17 protein-coding genes are annotated in these 21010 nt (G+C 64.5%); 10 read left to right on the top strand and 7 right to left on the bottom strand.

Annotated elements, in window-relative coordinates:
- Positions 1-73: 73 nt before the first annotated feature.
- Both ppa and MTR64_RS11985 read right to left on the bottom strand, forming a co-directional pair.
- Positions 74-613, bottom strand: a complete 540-nt coding sequence (gene ppa / locus MTR64_RS11990; protein ID WP_243994128.1) for an inorganic diphosphatase — start codon at positions 611-613, stop codon at positions 74-76.
- 110 nt (positions 614-723) lie between these two features.
- A complete protein-coding gene (locus MTR64_RS11985; RefSeq protein WP_243994126.1) occupies positions 724-2667 on the bottom strand; it encodes a M61 family metallopeptidase in 1944 nt (647 codons plus the stop codon).
- Between the two features lie 104 nt (positions 2668-2771).
- On the opposite strand from MTR64_RS11985, the gene hisS reads away from it, so the two are divergent.
- The 6 genes from hisS (at position 2772) to metK (ending at position 9985) form a co-directional block, all read left to right on the top strand.
- Positions 2772-4016: a histidine--tRNA ligase gene (gene hisS, locus MTR64_RS11980; RefSeq protein ID WP_243994124.1), complete on the top strand. Its 1245-nt coding sequence runs from the start codon at positions 2772-2774 to the stop codon at positions 4014-4016.
- Entirely contained in the window at positions 4013-5083 is a 1071-nt protein-coding gene (gene prfA / locus MTR64_RS11975) for a peptide chain release factor 1 (RefSeq protein ID WP_243994121.1), read from the top strand. The genes hisS and prfA overlap by 4 nt, the downstream gene beginning before the upstream one ends.
- 2 nt (positions 5084-5085) lie before the next feature.
- Positions 5086-5937 (top strand): peptide chain release factor N(5)-glutamine methyltransferase, encoded by an 852-nt coding sequence (gene prmC / locus MTR64_RS11970; protein WP_268740885.1) that lies wholly within the window; start codon positions 5086-5088, stop codon positions 5935-5937.
- Positions 5938-6170: 233 nt separating this feature from the next.
- Entirely contained in the window at positions 6171-6980 is an 810-nt protein-coding gene (locus MTR64_RS11965) for a DUF4167 domain-containing protein (RefSeq protein WP_268740882.1), read from the top strand.
- Between the two features lie 73 nt (positions 6981-7053).
- Positions 7054-8709: an apolipoprotein N-acyltransferase gene (gene lnt, locus MTR64_RS11960; protein ID WP_243994118.1), complete on the top strand. Its 1656-nt coding sequence runs from the start codon at positions 7054-7056 to the stop codon at positions 8707-8709.
- Positions 8710-8761: 52 nt separating this feature from the next.
- Positions 8762-9985, top strand: a complete 1224-nt coding sequence (gene metK, locus MTR64_RS11955) for a methionine adenosyltransferase (RefSeq protein WP_243994115.1) — start codon at positions 8762-8764, stop codon at positions 9983-9985.
- A gap of 83 nt (positions 9986-10068) precedes the next feature.
- Here metK and MTR64_RS11950 read toward each other — a convergent pair whose 3' ends face one another.
- Positions 10069-12120: a S46 family peptidase gene (locus MTR64_RS11950; protein WP_243994113.1), complete on the bottom strand. Its 2052-nt coding sequence runs from the start codon at positions 12118-12120 to the stop codon at positions 10069-10071.
- Positions 12121-12346: 226 nt separating this feature from the next.
- Here MTR64_RS11950 and MTR64_RS11945 point away from each other — a divergent pair, with 226 nt between their 5' ends.
- The gene (locus MTR64_RS11945; protein ID WP_243994111.1) at positions 12347-13198 is read left to right on the top strand and encodes a sulfurtransferase; all 852 of its coding nucleotides are present in this window, start codon (positions 12347-12349) and stop codon (positions 13196-13198) included.
- A 6-nt stretch (positions 13199-13204) separates the two neighbouring features.
- Here MTR64_RS11945 and MTR64_RS11940 read toward each other — a convergent pair whose 3' ends face one another.
- The 4 genes from MTR64_RS11940 to MTR64_RS11925 form a co-directional block, all read right to left on the bottom strand.
- Positions 13205-13750: a glutathione peroxidase gene (locus tag MTR64_RS11940; RefSeq protein WP_243994109.1), complete on the bottom strand. Its 546-nt coding sequence runs from the start codon at positions 13748-13750 to the stop codon at positions 13205-13207.
- Between the two features lie 73 nt (positions 13751-13823).
- The gene (locus MTR64_RS11935) at positions 13824-14780 is read right to left on the bottom strand and encodes an NAD-dependent epimerase/dehydratase family protein (protein ID WP_243994107.1); all 957 of its coding nucleotides are present in this window, start codon (positions 14778-14780) and stop codon (positions 13824-13826) included.
- A 114-nt stretch (positions 14781-14894) separates the two neighbouring features.
- Positions 14895-15530, bottom strand: a complete 636-nt coding sequence (locus tag MTR64_RS11930; protein ID WP_243994105.1) for a CoA transferase subunit B — start codon at positions 15528-15530, stop codon at positions 14895-14897.
- Complete coding sequence (locus tag MTR64_RS11925) at positions 15530-16249, bottom strand: CoA transferase subunit A (protein ID WP_243994103.1); 720 nt, start codon at positions 16247-16249, stop codon at positions 15530-15532. Before MTR64_RS11925 ends, MTR64_RS11930 begins: the two co-directional genes overlap by 1 nt.
- A 91-nt stretch (positions 16250-16340) precedes the next feature.
- On the opposite strand from MTR64_RS11925, the gene MTR64_RS11920 reads away from it, so the two are divergent.
- The 3 genes from MTR64_RS11920 to MTR64_RS11910 all read left to right on the top strand — a co-directional run bounded on the left by MTR64_RS11920 (position 16341) and on the right by MTR64_RS11910 (position 20980).
- Complete coding sequence (locus MTR64_RS11920; RefSeq protein ID WP_243994101.1) at positions 16341-17222, top strand: LysR family transcriptional regulator; 882 nt, start codon at positions 16341-16343, stop codon at positions 17220-17222.
- A 119-nt stretch (positions 17223-17341) separates the two neighbouring features.
- A complete protein-coding gene (locus tag MTR64_RS11915) occupies positions 17342-18124 on the top strand; it encodes a universal stress protein (RefSeq protein WP_243994099.1) in 783 nt (260 codons plus the stop codon).
- 540 nt (positions 18125-18664) lie between these two features.
- A complete protein-coding gene (locus tag MTR64_RS11910) occupies positions 18665-20980 on the top strand; it encodes a CDC48 family AAA ATPase (RefSeq protein WP_243994346.1) in 2316 nt (771 codons plus the stop codon).
- Positions 20981-21010: the final 30 nt, after the last annotated feature.

The raw sequence follows: 21010 nt of genomic DNA, 5'->3' as shown, positions 1-21010 counted from the left end.
AAGGGGCCGGCGACTTTCACCGCCGGCCCCCGATCCACATGGGGGAGTGGACCTCATCGATAGGTAACCCGAATCAGGCGGTTTTCGTGGCCTGATACCGCTCGATCGCCTCGACAACGATCTGGCGCGCATCGTCCGCACCGCCCCATGTACCGATACGTACCCACTTTTCCTTTTCAAGATCTTTATAGTGGGTGAAAAAGTGCTCGATCTGCTTGAAGACGATCTCCGGAAGATCGTCCTTTTCCTTCACGTCGGAGTAGTACGGGAAAGTACTATCCACGGGCACGCAGATCAACTTTTCGTCACCGCCGTGCTCGTCTTCCAGATTGAGCACCGCGATCGGACGGGCGCGGATCACGCAGCCCGGGATGAACGGCGAGCGGGCGACAACCAGTGCATCCAGCGGATCGCCGTCGGGAGAGAGCGTGTGCGGCACGAAGCCATAGTTCGCCGGATAGCGCATCGGCGTATGCAGGATGCGATCGACGAACAGGGCACCCGATTCCTTGTCGAACTCGTACTTGACCGGCTCGCCGCCGACAGGAACCTCGATGATAACATTGAGGCTTTCCGGCGGGTTATCGCCAACGGGAATCTTGTCGATGCGCATGATGGTCCTTCTCTATTGGCAAGCATTGAATAGTTGCCGATGGGATCAAGATGCGCGCGACTTAGCCTTGACTTTATTGCACCGCAACAGCCTTCTGGTGCCCGTGAAATTTAGTTGCGCCGGGGCGCCAGCAGGCGGTCCAGGCCGGTATCCTTGCCCGGTGTCGCGCTCTCCAGCCAGGGCCAGCGCAGCCCGCCATAATAGTCGATCGCGATGGTATCGTAGCGCTCACCCCGCTTCACCAGCAGGGTGACCGGCTGCTTCGATGGAGCCTTCGCGGCGCTGATCGCGTTCTGCATGCCTGCCTTGGAATAGGAGCGGCCATTGACGGCCACGATCTTCACGCCGTTGACGATCCCGGCATTGTAGCCCGGTCCATCCCACAACACCGACGTGACATCCCCGTCCTTGTTCAGCGAGAAGCCCAGCGAATAGGTAAGGTCCAGCGTCTTGCGCGCATCGGACACACCCTTTTCGAAAGCGTTGGGCTCTTCCTTCCACACCAGCTTGTACCCGGCCATGCGCACGCCGTTCATCGGTGCGGGCTGGTTGGTCTCATAGAGCCGGGTGCGCAGGAAGTTCGCCCAGTCATATGCGTAAACGCCGTTGAGCGTGCGCACGACTTCGTCGAAGTCATAGGTCAGTTCACCCCAGTCGCCATCACGCACGCCAAAGAAGGCCCTGGCGAAATCGTCGAGCCCTTTGCTGCCGCCGGTGCCCTTGCGGATGATCTGATCGGCTTCCAGCCATGTCAGCGCACCTTCGACGTAGTAGTCCTCGCTGCGGGTGAGCGAAACATAGGGCAGCGGACGGCGGCGGGCGAGCTGCGGTGCAGCGGTGGTGTCCTCCACCGAGCGCCAGCCGCGGCCCGGCGTGCCTTCGGCGTACTTGGCCACTGCGCTGGCAAACATGCCGAGCACGGTGTCCTTCTTCTGCACACCCGAGCGCGCGGCCAGCACGTAACCCCAGAACTGTGTCTGGCCTTCATAGACCCACAACAGCGTGTTCTGCATCGGCTGCTGGTAGTCCGGCGTCCACAGGTCGGCCGGGCGGCGGTACTTCCCGTTCCAGCTGTGCGTGAACTCGTGCGGGATCACGTTGTGGTCCCAGTCCATGCTGTCCCAGTCGGTCCAGGAATTGGGCTCGTACTGGTTCTCGCTGGAACGGTGGTGCTCAAGCCCGATGCCGCCCATGCGGTCGGTCAGTGCCAGCAGGAAGTCGTAGTGATCGAAGTGCCGCGCGCCGAAGGTCAGCAGCGCCTGATCGACAAGGTTGCGGTAAGTCTTGAGATGCTCAGGCTCTATGGCGAGTTGTTCGGGCTCATCTGCCACGACGTCCAGATGCACGTCATGGCCAAGGTCCCAGCGCTTGGCGTGGAAACCGGCGAAGATCGGCGAATCGACCAGCCGTTCGTAGTCGGTCGCGGTCCAGGTGACAGTATCGGCCTGCCGCGCCATGCCGTCGAGCGCGGTAAAAACCGTCCAGCCCTTGGGGAATGTGACAGTGGGCTTCACCTGAATGCCGCGCACGTAATGGCCGGCAGGATAGAGGCTCATCTTCTCCCACTGCAGGTTGAGCATTTCCTGCGTCATCGTGATGCGGCCCTCACTGGTCCGCACCGGCGAGGTGTGGGCGAATTTGGCAGTCACTTCCGTCGTGCCCTGCGGCAGCGAAAGGTGGAATGCGTTCACCGCCACGGTATCGCGCACCCAGGGAATTTCCTTGCCATCGGCATAGAAGTGAAAATCGGCGAGCAGCGAATAGGGGCCTGTTTCCGAGTGATTGCCGGGCAGCCAGCCAGGCTGGAGCAGCGTCAGCGTGCCGGTTCCGGGTGTTACCGGAATACGCTCGGTCACGCGGTACACGCCGCGCCCGGTGTCGCTGGCATCGATCTGCAGCGCAATCGTGCCCGGATAAGGCACGTCCTGCGCAGCCGGGATGGCTGGCGGCAGCGCGGGCGCCATCGGTGTGGTTCGGGAGGGATCCTGCGCCATGGCCGAAGCGCCAAGGGACAGGAGGGCAGAGAGCGTCGCAACCGCAGAAAGATATTTCATTACGCGTATCTATGCGGGCGTTACCGGATTTGGCAACCATCCAATAGGAACGATGCGAGGGGACCACTTTATCGCGGCGCGCATTCGGGCTAAGCGCGCGCGTCATGAGCAGTACACCACAGGCCATTCGCGGAACCCAGGACATTTTCGGCGCCGATGCCGAGGCTTTCGCGCACGTCGTCGAGACCTTCGAGCGCGTCCGCAAGCTCTACCGTTTCCGCCGCACCGAGATGCCGGTGTTCGAGAAGACCGCCGTGTTCTCCCGTTCGCTGGGCGAGACGACCGACGTCGTGTCCAAGGAAATGTACTCGTTCGACGACCGCGGCGGCGAATCGCTGACCCTGCGCCCCGAGTTCACCGCCGGGATCGCCCGCGCCTATCTGACCAACGGCTGGAAGCAGTTTGCCCCGCTCAAGGTGGCGACGCACGGGCCGCTGTTCCGCTACGAGCGCCCGCAGAAGGGCCGCTACCGCCAGTTTCACCAGATCGATGCCGAGATCATCGGCGCAGCCGAGCCGATGGCCGATGTCGAACTGCTGGTCATGGCCGATCAGCTGCTCAAGGAACTGGGCATTGCCGAAGGCGTGACGCTGCAGCTCAACACGCTCGGTGATGCAGAGAGCCGCGAAGCCTGGCGCGCCGCGCTGATCGAGTACTTCCGCGACCACAAGGATGCACTCAGCGAAGACTCGCAGGACCGTCTGGAGCGCAATCCACTGCGCATTCTCGATTCCAAGGACCCGCGCGACAAACCCTTCACGGCCGATGCGCCGAGGATCGACGACTTCCTGTCGGCCGAAGCGCAGGACTTCTTCGGTGCGGTGACACAAGGGCTCGAGGCTGCCTCGGTGGACTTCGTCCGTGCCCCGGCCCTTGTGCGTGGGCTCGACTATTACCGGCACACTGCTTTCGAATTTGTAACAGACCGGCTCGGCGCACAGGGCACGGTGCTCGGCGGCGGCCGCTACGACGGTCTGCTGGAGGCGCTCGGCGGCCCGCACACGCCGGCAGTCGGCTGGGCAGCTGGGATCGAGCGGCTGGCAATGCTGGTCGCCGATGCGGGCATTTCGAGCGAACCTGCGCTCACCTGCATTTTCGCGGTCGAGGACGATGCCGCGCTGGGCTACGCGCAGAAGACCATTACTGCACTGCGCCACCAGGGCATCGATGCCGAGATGATCGCCACCGGTTCGCCCCGCAAGCGCTTCGACAAGGCGGTGAAGCTGGGCGCCAAGGTCCTCGTCTCGTTCGTGATGCGTGACGGCGTGCCCGTCGCCAACCTGCGCGCAGCAGAGCCCACCGCCGAATACCTTGCCGTCGAGCAGGTCATCCAGTCGCTGCAGTCGTGAGCCTGTCCGACGAACGCCTCGCCCAGATCGGGCACCGCTTTTCCGAACTGGAGGCGCGTCTTGCCTCGGGTACGCTCGAAGGCGATGCCTTCGTGGCGGCAAGCCGTGACTACGCCGAGCTGGAACCGGTCGCGAAGGTGGCCCGCGAAGTCGCAGACATGCGCAGCGAACTGGCCAACCTGCAGAAGCTCGACGATCCCGATCCCGAGATGCGGGCGCTCGCGGCCGAGGAAATCGCGCGGATCAAGGAAGAGCTGCCCGAACTCGAACGCCAGCTCGCCGTGGCCATGCTGCCGCGCGACGCCGCGGACCAGCGCCCGGCGATGCTCGAAATCCGCGCAGGCACCGGCGGTGACGAAGCCGCGCTGTTCGCAGCCGATCTCTACCGCATGTACGAACGCTATGCCGCCGAGCAGGGCTGGAAGGTCGAGATGATCTCCGCCAATGCCAATGACCTCGGCGGGTTCAAGGAAGTGGTCGCCAACGTCGCGGGCACCGGCGTCTTCGCCAAGCTGAAGTTCGAGAGCGGCGTGCACCGCGTCCAGCGCGTGCCGGTGACCGAATCGGGCGGGCGCATCCACACGTCGGCCGCGACCGTGGCCGTGCTGCCGGAACCCAGCGAAGTGGATGTCCAGATCGAGGACAAGGACCTCAAGATCGACATCTACCGCGCATCGGGCGCGGGCGGGCAGCACGTCAACACCACAGATTCGGCGGTGCGCATCACCCACCTGCCGTCCGGCCTTGTGGTGATCTGTCAGGACGAGCGCAGCCAGCACAAGAACAAGGCCAAGGCGATGCAGGTCCTGCGCGCGCGCCTCTACGAAAAGATGCGCGACGAGGCGCAGGGCGCCGAAGCCGAGGCCCGCAAGGCCATGGTCGGTTCGGGCGATCGCTCCGAGCGCATCCGCACCTACAACTTCCCGCAAGGGCGCGTGACCGACCACCGCATCAACCTGACCCTGCACCGCCTGCCCGAAGTGCTCGAGGGGCCGGGTCTTGCCGAACTGATCGACGCGCTGATCGCCGAGGACGAAGCCAAGCGCCTCGCGGCGATGGATTCGTGACCCTGACTGTCGGCGCGCGGCTGCGCGAAGCCGCGCAGATGTTCGGGGCGGACAATCCCACCGCGCGCCTCGATGCCGAAGTTCTGATGGCGGCCGCTCTCGGTTGCCGCCGTTCGGATCTGCTGCTGCGGCACATGCGCGATCCTGCCCCCGAAGCGTTCGAAGACCTGCTCGCGCGGCACCTTGCAGGCGAGCCCGTGGCCTACATCGTCGGCACGGCCGAGTTCTACGGCCTCGAATTCGAGGTCGATTCGGCCGTCCTCATCCCCCGCGCCGATTCAGAAACCGCCATCGAGACCGCCCGCGAAGCCTTTGATGGCACGGCGCCGACAAGCATCCTCGATTGCGGCACCGGGTCCGGCGCCCTGCTGCTCGCCGCGCTCAGCCTCTTTCCCGAATCCCGTGGCACCGCCATCGACCGCAGCAGCGAGGCACTGGCGGTCGCGATGCGCAACGCGGCAAAGCTCGGGCTGGACCACCGTGCGCAATTCCACCTGCGGGACTGGGGCGAGCCGGGCTGGGCCGAGGGCCTTGGCGCGCCTTTCGGCCTGATCCTGGCCAACCCGCCCTACATCGAAGACGACGCGTCGCTCGAACCGGGCGTGCGCGATCATGAGCCGCACGGCGCGCTTTTCGCAGGGCCGGAAGGACTCGACGCCTATCGGATTCTGATCCCCCAGTTGCCTGGCCTTCTGGCAGCTTCCGGTCTGGCACTGGTCGAAATCGGCTACCGGCAAGCGGAGGCGGTCAGCGCCATCGGCGAAGCCGCCGGACTGGCTGCCGCAATCCATCATGACCTGGGCGGACGCCCGAGAATCATCGCATTTTCGGTTGATAATGGCGCGGCCGCGTAAGTTTTCGCTTGGAATCCGCCCCCGGAGACCCTAAGGATTAAGTGGTACCGGTTAATGGACGGAACTTCCCATTCCCGGTCCACCTCCATTATTTGCATGCGGTCGCGGTCGGGGCGCCGTGACAAGGCAGATGTGGAAGTCTCGGCAGCCGGGGGGTTAGCCGTGATCATAGACATACGGCAGTCCGGGCTCAGCGTTCGGACGCGTGCCAGGGGTTTTGAGGAAAGTAATCCTTGAATAACAATCGTGGTAATAACCGCAGGCGTGGCCGCGGCAATAACCGTCAGCAGGGCGGCCAGCAGATGAATCGCATCGACAGCAGGGCGCGGGGCAATGCTCCGCAGCTGCTGGAGAAGTACCGGAAGCTCGCCCATGACGCGCACCTCAACGGCGACCGTGTCCAGGAGGAATACTACCTCCAGTTCGCGGATCACTACTTCCGCGTCCTTGCCGACCAGAAGCAGCGCCAGGAAGAATCCCGCCAGCCGCGCCGCGACGACCGGCAGCAGCAGGACAGCAGCGACGACTACGGCTCTGACGATGACACCTACGGCGACAACGGTCATTCCGGCAGCCAGCAAGGCGGTCATCAGGGCGGCAACGGCGATCAAGACCGTGCACCGCGCGGCGAGCGCGAAAGCCGCGCCAGGGGATCGTCAGAAGAGCAGCCCGAAAGCGCCGGAGCCACTGACACCGGACAGGATGAAACGGGTTCCGAGCCGCGCTCGATCTATGAACCTGACGAAAATCCCTTCGTTCGCGACAACCGCACCAGCACCCGCGCACCCAAGGCCCGCAAGCCGCGCCGCAAATCCCGCGACGACGATGGTGAAGCCTCGGATGGCGGAGAATCGGATCAGGAAGCCGGCTCGGGCAATTTCGACCCCGCCACGCTACCGCCCTCGATTTCTGCAAAGGCGTCCGAAAAGCCCGCAGCTGGTGACGAGGCCGCCGGGGAAAAGCCCAAGCGCCGCCGGACTACCCGCAAGGCGGCACCACCGGCAGACGACGCGAACGGTTCGCTCGAAGCCGTGAACGGCTGACAATACGACAAGTTTGCCCGGCGCGCGCAACTTCGCTTGCGTCGCTGCCGGGCGAGCTTACAAACCGGCGCCGATGCAGTCTCTCCGGCGCCCTATGCCCTTCCTCAAGATCCCCAAAACCCTTGAGCGCCCCCGGCTCACCGTAGCCGTTGCCGCCACCGGCAGCGGTGCGCTGGCCGCATGCGGGTTTCAGCCCCTCTCGCTCTGGCCCCTCACGCTATTGGCAGTGGCCTTCCTGATCGAACTCGTGATGCGGGCGCGCACGGGACGCGGGGCCTTTCTGATCGGCTGGTACTTCGGCCTCGGGCATTTCACGCTCGGCAACAACTGGATCGCAACGGCTTTCACCTATCAGGCGAACATGCCGGTGTGGCTGGGCGCCATCGCAGTCGCGCTGCTCTCGCTCTACCTCGCTGTCTTTCCGGCACTGGCAACGCTCGCGGCCTGGCTTCTGGCGCGGCCGGACCGAGCCCGCACGCCATTCTCCGCCTTCGTGCTCGCTTTCGGATCAGCGTGGATCATCACCGAGTGGATGCGCGCATGGGTGTTCACAGGCTTTGCCTGGAACCCTCTCGGGATCGCCCTTCTCGGCCAGTTCCAGACACGCGGGCTCGCGCTGCTGACGCCGTGGATCGGCACATACGGGCTATCCGGCGTGCTGGTGCTGCTGGCCGGGGTTCCGGGGCTGTTCGCCCGGCCGGGCGCGCGCGCCGCAGGCGCGAAGCGCTGGCTCTGGGCCATCCCTGTGCTGGCCGCTGCTGCCGCGCTGGGCACACTGATGACTGTGTCCGACCCGTGGGTCCGGCGCGAGGAAGGTGCTGTCCGCTTCACCCTGATCCAGCCCGACCTGCGGCAGGAGATCATCGACGATCCGCGCTGGTACGAGGCCAGTTTCCAGAAGATGGCGCGTCTGTCGCTGTCGCGCGATCCAGGCCAGAAGCGCATGGTCTTCTGGCCGGAATCGGGCCTCGGTGACTACTTGCGCGACGGCTATCCGCTCTACCTCTATCGCCTCTATACTTATGCTGCCGATCCTGAGATCGCCCGCGCGCGCATCGGCCGGGTAATTGGTCCCTACGGCCTGCTGCTCACCGGCGCGGTAGACCTCGTGATGAAGGATGGCGACGCCATAGCCGCACGCAATTCCGTCACCGCCATTGACGGCCGGGGCAGTATCCTCGCCGGCTATTCCAAGGCGCACCTCGTTCCTTACGGCGAGTACCTGCCGATGCGCTGGCTGCTCGAACCACTCGGCGCCTCGCGTCTTGTGGCCGGTGCACTCGATTTCTGGCCGGGCCCCGGCGCGCGCACTTACGACTTCGGCACCTGGGGCAAGGCAGGCATCCAGATCTGCTACGAAATCGTCTTCAGCGGCGAAGTCGTCGATCCGCTGAACCGGCCCGACTACATCTACAACCCTTCGAACGACGGCTGGTTCGGCACATGGGGCCCACCCCAGCATCTGGCGCAGGCTCGCCTGCGTGCGATCGAGGAAGGCCTGCCGATCCTGCGCTCGACCACGACCGGGATCAGCGCAGTGATCGACGCTGACGGCCTCGTACGCAACGCGGTGGCCTACCATACGGCCGGTCGCATCGACGGACGCATCCCACCGCCGCACGAGCCCACCGCCTTCGCCCGCCATGGCAATGCGCTGCCGCTCGCTCTGGCCGGGATCTTGTTCCTCGCGTGCCTTTCCGTGGTTGCACTGAATCGCCATCGCGGGTAGATCGGACACCGGACATAAAGATTTCTTTATATGTTGATGTCAGGTGTGATGCATGCGCAGTGATTACGTCTTCACTTCCGAAAGCGTTTCGGAAGGCCACCCCGACAAGGTCTCCGATCAGATTTCCGATGCGATCGTCGACCTTTTCCTTGCCAAGGACCCCGAGGCGCGTGTCGCCTGCGAGACGCTGACGACCACCCAGCTGGTAGTCCTGGCCGGCGAAATCCGCTGCAAGGGCGTCTACGAAAACGGTGAATGGGCGCCGGGCGCGCTCGAGGAAATCGAGAAGACCGTGCGCGATGTCGTCAAGGCAATCGGCTACGCGCAGGACGGTTTCCACTGGGAAACCTTCGAGTTCATCAACCGCCTGCATGGCCAGTCGGCCCATATCGCGCAGGGCGTCGATGCCTCGGGCAACAAGGACGAAGGCGCGGGCGACCAGGGCATCATGTTCGGCTATGCGTCCGACGAAACGCCCGACCTGATGCCGGCCACGCTCGATTACAGCCACAAGATCCTCCAGCGCCTTGCTGAAGATCGCAAGTCGGGCGCCGCTCCCTTCCTCGAGCCTGACGCCAAGAGTCAGGTGACGCTGCGCTACGAGAACGAGCGCCCCGTCGAGGCAGCCGCCATCGTGGTTTCGACCCAGCACGCGCCGGACTATTATTTCCACAACGGCGAAGGCGACGAGGCCAAGTACGCCGTACTGCGTGACCATGTGAAGTCGGTGATCGCACAGGTCCTTCCCGCCGAGTTGCTGACCGAAAACACGGTCTATCACATCAACCCTACCGGCCGTTTCGAGATCGGGGGACCGGACGGCGACGCGGGTCTGACCGGACGCAAGATCATCGTCGACACCTATGGCGGCGCCAGCCCGCACGGCGGCGGCGCCTTCTCCGGCAAGGACCCGACGAAGGTCGACCGCTCGGCCGCATACGTCACCCGCTATCTTGCCAAGAACGTGGTCGCCGCCGGCCTCGCGCGCCGCTGCACGATCCAGCTGTCCTACGCGATCGGCGTGGCCGAGCCCCTGTCGATCTACGTCGACCTGCATGGAACCGAAAAGAACGGTGCCACCGAGGCGAAGCTGGAGAAAATCCTGCCCGGCCTCGTGCGCCTGACCCCGCGGGGGATCCGCATGCACCTCGGCCTCAACAAGCCAATCTACGGCACCACGGCCGCCTATGGCCACTTTGGCCGCAAGCCCGAAGGCGACCTGTTCCCGTGGGAGCGCACCGACCTCGGCGAGGCGCTGAAGGCCGCGCTGGCCTGAGACCAAGCCAGCCACCGTTTTAAAAAGGGCCGGGGTTTGAATAACCCCGGCCCTTTTTGTTTAGCCTTGTCCGGAACCAGCGCTTATTTCACCGACAGTTCCTTCACCAGACGCGGCGCGGGGTAGATCGTCTCCAGCGCTTCCTGCAGCGAGGCGGCCGAGACCACAACGGTACGGTTGAGCACCGGGTCGTAGCCGTAATTGCCGCCCAGCGAGTGGATATTGCCGTCGAAGGCAGCCCCGATCACGGTGCCTGCCTTGTCGATCACCGGTGATCCCGAGTTGCCGCCGATGATGTCGTTGGTGGTCACGAAGTTGAACGTCACCGACTTGTCGATCTGCGCTTCCTTCGCGGCAAAGGCCCGGGCGAGATCGAATGGCGGGGCGCCGGTCGCGCGCTCGAAGGTGCCGCCGATGGTCGTCTCGAACGGCACCTGCTGGCCGCGCTCGGGCCAGCCTTCGACTTTGCCGTAGCTGATGCGCAGGGTGAAGGTCGCGTCGGGATAGAGCGTGTCGCCATAAGCGGCGAAGCGCGCGTCGGTCAGCCTGGCGGCGGCCGCCGTGGCCGGGCCGGAGTAGGCCTCGTCCACTTGCTTCTCCAGCTCACGCTGGCGCGCCTCCAGCTTGCGGGCATAGACGATCATCGGATCGTCCGAAGCCTCTATCGCGGCAAGGCCGCCTTCCCAAAGCTGCTTGCGGAATTCCGGATCGGCCAGCCTGGTGCCGGAGACCAGCCGCTGCGCCAGCACCTCGGGGCTTTCCTTGCCGAGCAGCAGCTTGCTGTCCGGATCATCGACGCCGAGGTATTCGCGCGCCTTAGACAGGCTCCATTCCATCCGCAGCTCGTCGAGCCAGGGATAGACCGGCGCCGCATCGAGCAGGCGCTTTTCGGTGAGCGGCAAGGCGCTTTCGGTATAGCCGGGCAGGCGCTCGGCATTGGGCTTGGCACGCTCGGCCGCCGCCATCACCAGCGTATGGGCATAACCATAGAGTTCACCCGACGGATTGATGAAGCGATAGGCCATGTAGAGCGCACGGTAGGCCTGCACGGTCTTGTCCATCTCCGCCCAGGGATCGCCGATCGCCGCGTTGCCGGCGCTCTTGGCCTTGAGATCCGCCTCGGCCTCGGCGAGCTTGCCGGTAAACGCCGGATCGTTCAGCGCCTTCATGCGGCCGATATAGACCTTGAGGCTGTTCTCCACGCCGTTGAGCATGTCGAGCCCCTCGCGCTCATGATCGGGGCTTTCCTCCATCGCGCGGATCAGGCGGCCACGCAGTTCGGAATAGGTGGTAACGATCACCGGCAAGCGCACTTCACGTTCGAACGCCATCTGGCTCTGCGTGAAAAGGCGCGAAGTCGAGCCGGGATTGCCCACAACGAACGTGGCTTCGCCTTCCTCGGGCGAGCGGGGGTTCCACTTGAGGTGGTCCGGCGTCTTGACCGGCTTGCCGTTCTCGTATGCGCGCAGGAAGGCGCCATCGAGGTCGTAGCGCGGGAAATTGAAGTTGTCGGGATCGCCGCCGAAGGTCGCGGCGCGGTCTTCCGAGGCCCAGACCAGCCGCACGTCGGAATACTTGCGGTAGGTATAGAGTTTGTACTGCCCGCCGCCGAACAGGGTGACGACCTGGCAGCGGGTCTTTTCGCGGTCGGTGCAGTTGGCGGCCTCGATCTCGGCGATCCGGGCGTCGCGCGCCTTGGTCAGCGCCTCACCGGTAAGTGAGCCGATGGCCTTCTTCACGTCGGCGGTGACGTCGGCGATCTTCGTCACCACTTCGGCCTGCTGGCCGGGGCACTTCTTCTCGTCGTTGAGCGCTGCCGCAACGAAGCCGTGATCGAGCAGGTCGTTTTCGCCGGTCGAATTGTCATAGAGGCACGAGGCCACGCAGTGGTGGTTGGTGAGGATCAGCCCCTGCCCCGAGACGAAGCTGGCCGAGCAGCCGCCCGTAAGACGCACTGCGGCATTGCGAACGGTGTCCAGCCAGGCCTGATCGGGTGCCCAGCCATAGTCCGCCTTCATCTTTGCGGCGGGAAAGCTGTCGAAAGTCCACATGCCCTCATCGGCACGTAAAGGGGACGAAACCAGCGCCAGCGATGCAGCAGTGCCAGCTAGCAACGAGAGTGAACGGGGGGTCATGACGGTAACCTTGTGTTCCGATTGCGGCGACTTTCCCAAGGAAATCCGCACTGTCCAGCCAAATTCAGACCGGCCTTAAAAGGTTGCCGAATTCACACCGCCCACGTTATCGATGAACGCCGCACACCCTTCTGCAAGCAACAAGCTTAGGCTTGCTTCGGCGCATTCTGACACTAGCTTCAAGGTTTAGAATGCCGACTTCCCGGCACCCGGCAGAGACGGCCCCATGTCCTTTGAAACCCTGATCACTGTTCCCGAACTGCAATCGCTGCTGGCGTCGGGCCGCGATGTGCTGCTGCTCGATTGCGAATTCGAACTGGGCAATCCCGGCAAGGGCCCTGCAATCTATGCTCAAGGGCACCTGCCCGGTGCGCACTATGCCCATCTCGACGACGATCTGGCGAGCCCGCCTGACGGCACCAATGGCCGCCATCCGCTACCCGCGCGCGTGGCTCTGGCTGCATGGCTACGCTCGATGGGGCTGCGCAAGGGGCAGCAGGTCGTCGCCTACGACAGCGACGGCGGCGTGTGGGCTTCACGGGCATGGTGGCTTCTGCGCTGGCTGGGCCACGCACAGGTCGCGGTGCTGGACGGTGGCAAACCGGCCTGGGTTCGGGCGGGCCTGCCGCTCGAAACGGCCGTGCCCGGCCCTGCCATGACCGGCGACTTCGAAGCAGACGAACCGCTTGTCGCCGCGCCGGTCACGGTGGCACAAGTCCTGACCAATATCGGGAGCGCCGAATTCCAGGTGCTCGATGCGCGTGCGCCTGCGCGTTTTCGCGGTGAGCCGAACCCGGTCGATCCCGTTGCCGGGCACATACCCGGCGCGCGCAACCGCCCATTCGCCGACAATGTCGGGGCCGACGGATGTTTTCGTCCCGCCAGCGAACTTGCGGCCGCGTTCACTGCGCTGCTGGACGGCAAACCCGCCGTCCTGAGCTGCGGATCAGGCGTTTCAGCCTGCCACAACGCCCTAGCCATGGAGATTGCGGGCCTTCCGCGCCCCCGCATCTATCCGGGTTCGTGGAGCGAATGGATCTGTGACCCCGCCCGTCCGGTCGAGACGGGCGAGGGCTGAGAACGCTTACTTCGCCAGTTCGGCCTCGATCGCGCCGACCAGTTCGGGCGCGGCGGGCTCGACGCCCGGCGCAAAGCGGCCCGCGACCGTGCCATCCCTGGCGATCAGGAACTTCTCGAAGTTCCAGAGCACTTCGGGGTCCTCGGTCGGGGTCATGCCATAACCCTTGAGCCGCTCGCGAAATTCCGCCGAGGGCCCGACCTTATCCGGCTGCGCTTCGGTCAGCGCGGCATAGAGCGGCTGCTTGCCCTCGCCGGTCACATCGGCCTTGGCAAAGAGCGGGAAGGACACGCCGTAGTTGACCGAACAGAACTCCATGATCTCTTCATGGGTGCCCGGCTCCTGCGCGCCGAAGTCGTTGGCGGGAAAGCCCAGAACCTCGAAGCCATTGTCCTTGTATTCGTTGTAGAGCTTTTCGAGCCCTTCGTACTGCGGGGTGAGGCCGCACTTGCTGGCGACGTTGACGACCAGCAGGACATTGCCCTTGTGCCCGGCAAGGCTGTCGGACGCGCCGTCGATGCGGGTCAGCGGAATGGCGGCGATGTCGGTCATTTTCGGATTCTCCCGTGCTGTTTGCAGGAGAGTATGGGGCGGCCGCATGACGGCGGCAAGTCCGCCCGCAGCGTCAGGACGATCGCATGAGCACCGGCGAGATCCAGTCCGAATCGTGCGCGAATGGCAGATCCGTCCCCTCGCGCAAGGCCCTGAGAACCGCGGCGAAGTCCGTCTGCGCCCGCCAGCCGAGCAAGCGCTCCGCCTTGGCCGGATCGTAGACCCGCTCGATCCTTTCGGGCAGTACCCAGCCCTGCCGGTCATAGAGCGCTGCCGCCTCGGGAAAGCGCCGCGCGATCACGGCGCGCGCGTCGCGGGCAAGAGCGGCGGCATCCTCTCGCGCGAACGGCGGCGGGGCCGAAAGCACGAAGGTCTCGCACCCCTCGATCCGTTCCAGCGCGGCGAGATGCGCCAGCGCCGCATCGCCCACGGTGAGCCGCCGGTTGAGCAGTTCGTTGACCTTGAGATTGGGGCCGGAGGGGACGGCGAGGATGTCATCGTCCTCGGGAAAGAAGCGCCCGGTGCGCAGGATCGCCACGGCCATGCCGCTCTCGCGCGCCATCAGGCGGCACAGGTTCTCGGCCGCCAGCTTGGTAACGCCGTAGATATTGCGCGGCTCCAGCGGGCCGAAGTCTTCATCCATCCACCACGCCCCGGCCTCGCCCGCTCCGGCGCGGACATCGGCGCGCACCATCAGCGACGTGGTGGAGGTGTAGAGAAAGCGCGAATGCCCCGCCTCGGCAGCCGCTTCGAGCAGGTTGAGCGTGCCGCTGACATTGACGTCGATAAAGGCCTGGCGCGGGAAACGGGCGATGTCCGGCTGGTGCAACGCGCCCGCGTGGATGATCGCCTCAATGCCGTAATGCGCGACCGCCTGGAACACGAGATCACGGTTCGCGACCGAGCCGGTGATACGGGTGTACTCGCCGGGCGCGACATCGAGCCCGGTAACCTCATGCCCGCGCGACTGCAGCAGCGGAACCAGATGCCTGCCAAGCCAACCGGAAGAGCCTGTCAGCAGGATTTTCATGGCGCCTCCCTTGCGATCGCCGCTTCAGCCCGGTGCCGGAAGCGTGCTTCGACAAGCTCAGCACGAGCGGAGTTCCATTACCAGCCCCCCGCTCACCCTGAGCCTGCCGAAAGGTCAGCTCACGTAGTGCGCCGTCGTCTTCGCCGCTACTTCCTCGGCGGTGACGCCGGGCGCCAGTTCGACCAGCTTGAACGGGCTGTTGTGATCGGGGCGCTGGAACACGCAGAGGTCAGTAACGATCATGTCGACCACGTTCTTGCCGGTAAGCGGCAGCGTGCAGGCCGGGATGAACTTGGGATCGCCGGCCTTGGAGGTGTGCTCCATGACGACGATGATCTTCTTGACGCCGGCGACGAGGTCCATCGCGCCGCCCATGCCCTTGATCATCTTGCCCGGGATCATCCAGTTGGCGATGTCGCCGTTCTCGGCAATCTCCATCGCGCCCAGCACGGCAAGGTCGATGTGGCCGCCGCGGATCATCGCGAAACTCTGAGCACTATCGAAATAGGCGGTCTGCGGCAGTTCGCTGACCGTCTGCTTGCCCGCGTTGATGAGGTCGGCGTCTTCCTCGCCCTCATAGGGGAAAGGCCCGATGCCGAGCATGCCGTTTTCCGACTGCAGCGTCACGGTGATGCCCTCGGGCACATAGTTCGCCACCAGCGTCGGAATGCCGATGCCGAGGTTCACGTAGAACCCGTCCTGCAGTTCCTTCGCCGCGCGCGCGGCCATCTCATTGCGATTCCAGGGCATCAGACGGTCTCCCTTTCGCGGGTCGTCACGAATTCGATCTTCTTGTCGTAGGGCGCGCCCATCACGAGGCGCTGCACATAGACACCGGGCAGGTGGATCGCGTCGGGATCGAGGCTGCCGGTAGGCACGATCTCTTCCACTTCGACCACGCAGACCTTGCCGCACGTGGCGGCGGGCACGTTGAAGTTGCGCGCGGTCTTGCGGAAGATCACATTGCCGCTCTCGTCCGCCTTCCACGCCTTCACTAAAGCGAGATCGGCGAAGATGCCCTTTTCGAGGACGAATTCCTCGGGGCCGCTGCGGCCTTCCATCACCCTGGTTTCCTTGCTCTCGGCAATCTGGGTGCCGACGCCGGTCTTGGTGTAGAAGCCCGGGATGCCCGCGCCGCCCGCGCGCATGCGCTCGGCAAGCGTGCCCTGCGGGCAGAACTCGACTTCCAGTTCGCCGGAAAGGTACTGGCGCTCGAACTCCTTGTTCTCGCCCACGTAGGACGAAATCATCTTCTTCACCTGCTTGGTGCGCAGCAGTTTGCCGATGCCTTCGTTGTCGATGCCGGCATTGTTCGAGGCGAAGGTCAGGTCCTTCACGCCCGAATCGCGCACCGCGTCGAGCAGGCGCTCGGGAATGCCGCAAAGGCCGAAGCCGCCGCTGGCAATCAGCAGGCCGTCCTTGAGCAGGCCGTCAAGCGCGGCCTCTGCACTGGGATAGAGCTTGTTCATGAGTCTCCCTTCCGGATGTCCGCGCGAAACTAGACAGAACCTATGATTACGAATAGCGATTATTTTTTATCGAATTTCACAAGGAATAGCGATGAAACGGATCGCGCTCTTCCACCTCGAGACACTGATGTGGATCGACCGCCTCGGCACTTTCGGCGCTGCGGCCCAGCGCCTGAATACTACGCAATCGGCCATTTCCGCACGCGTGCGCGAGATCGAGCAGCAGCTGGGCGTTGCCCTGTTCCAGCGCGAGGGACGGCGCATGGTGCTCACCGCGCGCGGACGGCGGCTGGTGCAGGCGAGCGAACCGCTGTGCCGGGGGCTGGAACAAGTCCTGCTGGAAGCGAGCGACTATGCCGGTGCCACCGGCGCGGTGCGCATCGGTTCGGGCGAGATCGCGGCGGCCAGCTGCCTGCCTGCCTTCATCCAGACCATCGAGCGCGAACGCCCCGGCGTGACGATGGAAATCGAACTCGACCTCACAGCCCGGCTGCTGCAGCAGCTGCTCGCCGGAACGCGCGACATCGTGTTCCTCGCCGGGCCCGCCGCCAGCCCTGGCATGCGGACCGCGCCGATCGGATCGGTGGAGCTGGTGTGGGCGGCGGGCGCGGCGGTTGCCGAAGCAGGCGGCTTTTCGCAACCTTTGCCGGTCTGGTCGCTACCTGATCACTCACCACTCCACGCCGTGACGCTGGCGACGCTGGAAGCGGAGGAATTGACACCGCGCGCCCTTCACACCTGCAACAATGTGCGCACGCTCATCGAGATCGTAGCCAATGGCACCGGCGCCGCCGTGCTGCCGGAAACGATGGTGCGCGAACACCTGGCTGCCGGCACTTTACGTGAAGTGCTGCCTCGCCCGCGCCGCACCGTGCATTTCGAAGCCGCCATCCGCAGCCGCGAGCGCGACCCGGTGATCCTCGATCTGTTCGCCCGCGCCGCCCGGCTGGAAATCGATACTGCCCCGCATTGAATCCAGAAAAAGGGCGGGCGACTCCCACAAAATATCCATACAATGGCGATGGTTGATCTTTGTCATGGCCATTGCGCGCCCAAGAGCTACCTTCGCTGCATCAGAGGGAGAAACACATCATGCGCTCGATTCTCGTCAACGCCGATCGCAAACCGGGCAGTGATGCCCGGATCGACACGGCACTCGATATTACCCGCCGGTTCAGCGGCCACCTCAGTGTGCTGGTCGATACACCGGTGACCCGCTACATCGCGATGGACCCTATGGGCGGCAGCTACGTGATTTCCGACGCACTGGAAGAAGCGCGCAAGGAAGACGACGAGGCAGCAGCCAAGTTCGAAGCGCGCATGGCCCGCGACGACGTGCCGTTCGATATCCTGCGCAGCGAGGACGATCCCGTCAACGCGCTGGCCAATGCCGCACGGCTGGCCGATCTCGTGGTTCTGTCCCGCTCGGGCGGTCTTGCCGGTGAACTGGCGCTGGCCTCGCGCACGCCGGTTCTGGCCCTTCCCGACAGCAAGACGCTGGAAATGCCCGTTCGCCGTGCCTGCATTGCGTGGGATGGCGGCGAACAGGCCGCTTCGGCCCTGCGCGCCGCGGTGCCGTTGCTCGACAGCTGCCAGATGGTGAAAGTCATCTCGGTCATCGAAAAGCCCGGCGGTTTTCCCGCCACAGACGCACTGCGCTACCTCTCGCGCCACGGCATTCATGCGGAATACGAGGAACACGAAAGGCGCGGGTCGACCGAGGAAACACTCGCCATCGCCGTGGCCCAGTCGCACGCGGAACTGCTGGTGATGGGCGCCTACGGCAAGAGCCGGATGCGCGAGTTCCTGTTCGGCGGCGTGACCGCCTACTTCCTTGACGAAGCGAACGCGCCGGCGCTGCTTCTCGCCCATTGAAGCCACGGTTACGCTGACGGCCCAGCACTCTTGAGGTGTCGGGCAGGTGCAAGCCTGTCCGTACCTTTCTGTTTTCCCAACCGAATACTCAGTTTGCTAAGTAAATTGCGCAATGCAGCAGGTCGCGGATTTCCGTATTGGGAAGTCTGTTTCTCACACTTGCTTTGAATGCAATCGTAAATTCGAATCGCCTTTCAGAAAGGACGGATTTCCGGGGTATTCGTGGGAAAATGTCTGAGCGATGTGGTTTCATGCAACTGGAGTTGTATTTTTCGCAATCATTCAGCAACATTTCGCACTTGCACAAATGCCGGCCGGGAGACATACAGACAGTGCCTTTCAGGCATCCTCTCCCAAAACTTCCACGGCCCGGTCGGCAACGACCGGGTCTTTTTCTTGTCCAGCGCAAAGCTCCCAAGGCCTACGCATCGGCATGCCGTGCGAGCGTTTGAAATCCCGATCGCTGATACCTAGTTCCTAATGGCACAGGCGCCGGGAGCCGCTTCGCGGTTCAAGGCCCATTGGCCGGAAAGGAACGACATGGCGGACGGGGATACCCAGCTGGAACAGCGCACGGTGAAGCTGCAGGTGGCTGCCGCGCGGCAGGAGGAAAGCGGCCAGGGCATTGCCCGCCTTTCTCGCGCTTCGCTCTCGGCCATCGGTGCGATGGAAGGCGATACTCTGGAAATCACCGGCAAGTCGGTCACGGTGGCCCGCGCGGTTCTCGCGTTCGAGGAAGACGAAGGGCTTTCACTGATTCGCCTCGACGGCCTCCAGCGCGGCAATGCCGAAGTTGGTTCGGGCGATCACGTCACGGTCTGCAAGGCCGAATCGCGCCCCGCACAACGCGTGGTCTTCGCGCCGGCGCAGAAGGACATGCGCCTTCAGGGCCCCGCCGGCGCGCTCAAGCGCAACTTCTTCGGCCGCCCGATGGTGCAGGGCGACCTCGTGGCCACAGCGGGCCAACAGCAGGTTGCTGACATTCCCCCGCAACTGCGCCGCATGTTCAATGCGCCGGCCTATGCGCTGACGCAGATCCGCCTCAACGTACTCTCGACGACCCCGCGCGGCATCGTCCATATCGACGAGAATACCGAAGTCGAGCTGCGCGAGACCTTCGAGGAAGCGCAGGATGCGCGCGGCGACGTCAACTACGACGACGTCGGAGGCATGAGCGATACCATCCGCCAGCTGCGCGAGATGGTGGAGCTACCGCTGCGCTATCCCGAGTTGTTCACGCGCCTCGGCGTCGCCCCGCCCAAGGGCGTGTTGCTCCATGGTCCGCCGGGAACCGGCAAGACTCGCCTCGCGCAAGCCGTCGCCAACGAGAGCGAAGCCAACTTCTTCTCGATCAACGGCCCCGAGATCATGGGTTCGGGCTATGGCGAGAGCGAGAAGCACCTGCGGGAGGTCTTCGAAGAAGCGACCAAGGCCGCGCCCGCGATCGTCTTCATCGACGAGATCGACTCGATCGCGCCCAAGCGCGATCAGGTCCACGGCGAGGCGGAAAAACGCCTTGTCGCGCAGCTCCTCACGCTGATGGACGGCCTCAACAGCCGCGCCCACGTGGTCGTCATCGCCGCCACCAACCGCCCCGATGCCATCGACGAAGCGCTGCGCCGCCCCGGCCGCTTCGACCGCGAGATCGTGATCGGCGTGCCGGACGAATCGGGTCGCCGCGAAATTCTCGCCATCCACACCCGCGGGATGCCGCTGGGGGACAAGGTGGACCTCAAGGAACTGGCACGCACCACCCACGGCTTCGTCGGCGCCGACCTGGCCGCGCTCACCCGCGAAGCCGCAATCGAGGCTGTACGCCGGATCATGCCACAACTCGATCTGGAAGCGCGCACGATCCCGGCCGAAGTGCTCGAAAGCCTCTCGGTTACGCGAGAGGACTTCATCGAAGCGCTCAAGCGGGTCCAGCCTTCGGCCATGCGCGAAGTCATGGTGCAGGTACCGAACATCGGGTGGGCCGATATCGGCGGGCTCGACGACGCGCAGCGCACGCTGCGCGAAGGCATCGAACTGCCGATGAAGAACCCGGAGGCCTTCCACAAGCTGGGCATCCGCGCCGCCAAGGGCTTCCTGCTCTACGGCCCCCCGGGCACCGGCAAGACGCTGCTGGCCAAGGCCGTCGCCAAGGAAGCCGAGGCGAACTTCATCTCGATCAAGTCGTCAGACCTGCTCAGCAAGTGGTACGGGGAGAGCGAGCAGCAGATCGCGAAGCTTTTCGCCCGCGCTCGTCAGGTTGCACCTTGCGTGGTCTTCATCGACGAGATCGATAGCCTGGTGCCTGCCCGCGGCATGGGCGGCGGCATGGGCGAACCGCAAGTGACCGCCCGCGTCGTCAACACCATCCTCGCCGAAATGGACGGCATGGAAGAACTGCAGTCGGTCGTGCTCGTGGGCGCCACCAACCGGCCAGCGCTGGTCGATCCGGCCCTGCTGCGCCCCGGCCGCTTCGACGAGCTGGTCTATGTCGGCACGCCCGACACGGCGGGGCGCGAACACATCCTCGGCATCCACACCTCGGCCATGCCGCTGGCCGACGATGTGCAGCTCGGCACCATCGCCGACCGCACGGCGCGCTTCACCGGCGCCGATCTGGAAGACGTGGTCCGCCGTGCCGGCCTGATCGCCATCCGCAAGCGCGGTGCCGGGGTGGACTCGGTGACCATGGGCGATTTCGAGGATGCCCTCGAAGACAGCCGCGCCACCGTGACCGAGGAAATGGAAGCCGAATACGCGAAGATGAAGGGCGAGTTGAAGAAGCGCGCCATGGAAGTCTCGCCGATCGGGTTCATCACACCAGGCATGGTCGAAAGCACCCGCGACAAGAAGCACGGGGACTGATGCCGCGAAGGGTGCCGCAAGATGGCGGCA

The organism is Novosphingobium album (ex Hu et al. 2023) (assembly GCF_022832385.1).
Taxonomy (GTDB): domain Bacteria; phylum Pseudomonadota; class Alphaproteobacteria; order Sphingomonadales; family Sphingomonadaceae; genus Novosphingobium; species Novosphingobium album.
Note: the sequence above shows the minus strand (reverse complement) of the source record. Positions and strands in the feature narration are given on the sequence as shown.

Coding starts and splice junctions, on each gene's coding strand:
- metK (WP_243994115.1), top strand. CDS start 8,762: ATGCGCAGTGATTACGTCTTCACTTCCGAAAGCGTTTCGGAAGGCCAC.
- MTR64_RS11930 (WP_243994105.1), bottom strand. CDS start 15,530: ATGCCCTGGAATCGCAATGAGATGGCCGCGCGCGCGGCGAAGGAACTG.
- MTR64_RS11950 (WP_243994113.1), bottom strand. CDS start 12,120: ATGACCCCCCGTTCACTCTCGTTGCTAGCTGGCACTGCTGCATCGCTG.
- lnt (WP_243994118.1), top strand. CDS start 7,054: ATGCAGTCTCTCCGGCGCCCTATGCCCTTCCTCAAGATCCCCAAAACC.
- MTR64_RS11945 (WP_243994111.1), top strand. CDS start 12,347: ATGTCCTTTGAAACCCTGATCACTGTTCCCGAACTGCAATCGCTGCTG.
- MTR64_RS11935 (WP_243994107.1), bottom strand. CDS start 14,780: ATGAAAATCCTGCTGACAGGCTCTTCCGGTTGGCTTGGCAGGCATCTG.
- MTR64_RS11910 (WP_243994346.1), top strand. CDS start 18,665: ATGGCGGACGGGGATACCCAGCTGGAACAGCGCACGGTGAAGCTGCAG.
- MTR64_RS11915 (WP_243994099.1), top strand. CDS start 17,342: ATGCGCTCGATTCTCGTCAACGCCGATCGCAAACCGGGCAGTGATGCC.
- MTR64_RS11920 (WP_243994101.1), top strand. CDS start 16,341: ATGAAACGGATCGCGCTCTTCCACCTCGAGACACTGATGTGGATCGAC.
- MTR64_RS11940 (WP_243994109.1), bottom strand. CDS start 13,750: ATGACCGACATCGCCGCCATTCCGCTGACCCGCATCGACGGCGCGTCC.
- hisS (WP_243994124.1), top strand. CDS start 2,772: ATGAGCAGTACACCACAGGCCATTCGCGGAACCCAGGACATTTTCGGC.
- MTR64_RS11925 (WP_243994103.1), bottom strand. CDS start 16,249: ATGAACAAGCTCTATCCCAGTGCAGAGGCCGCGCTTGACGGCCTGCTC.
- MTR64_RS11985 (WP_243994126.1), bottom strand. CDS start 2,667: ATGAAATATCTTTCTGCGGTTGCGACGCTCTCTGCCCTCCTGTCCCTT.
- ppa (WP_243994128.1), bottom strand. CDS start 613: ATGCGCATCGACAAGATTCCCGTTGGCGATAACCCGCCGGAAAGCCTC.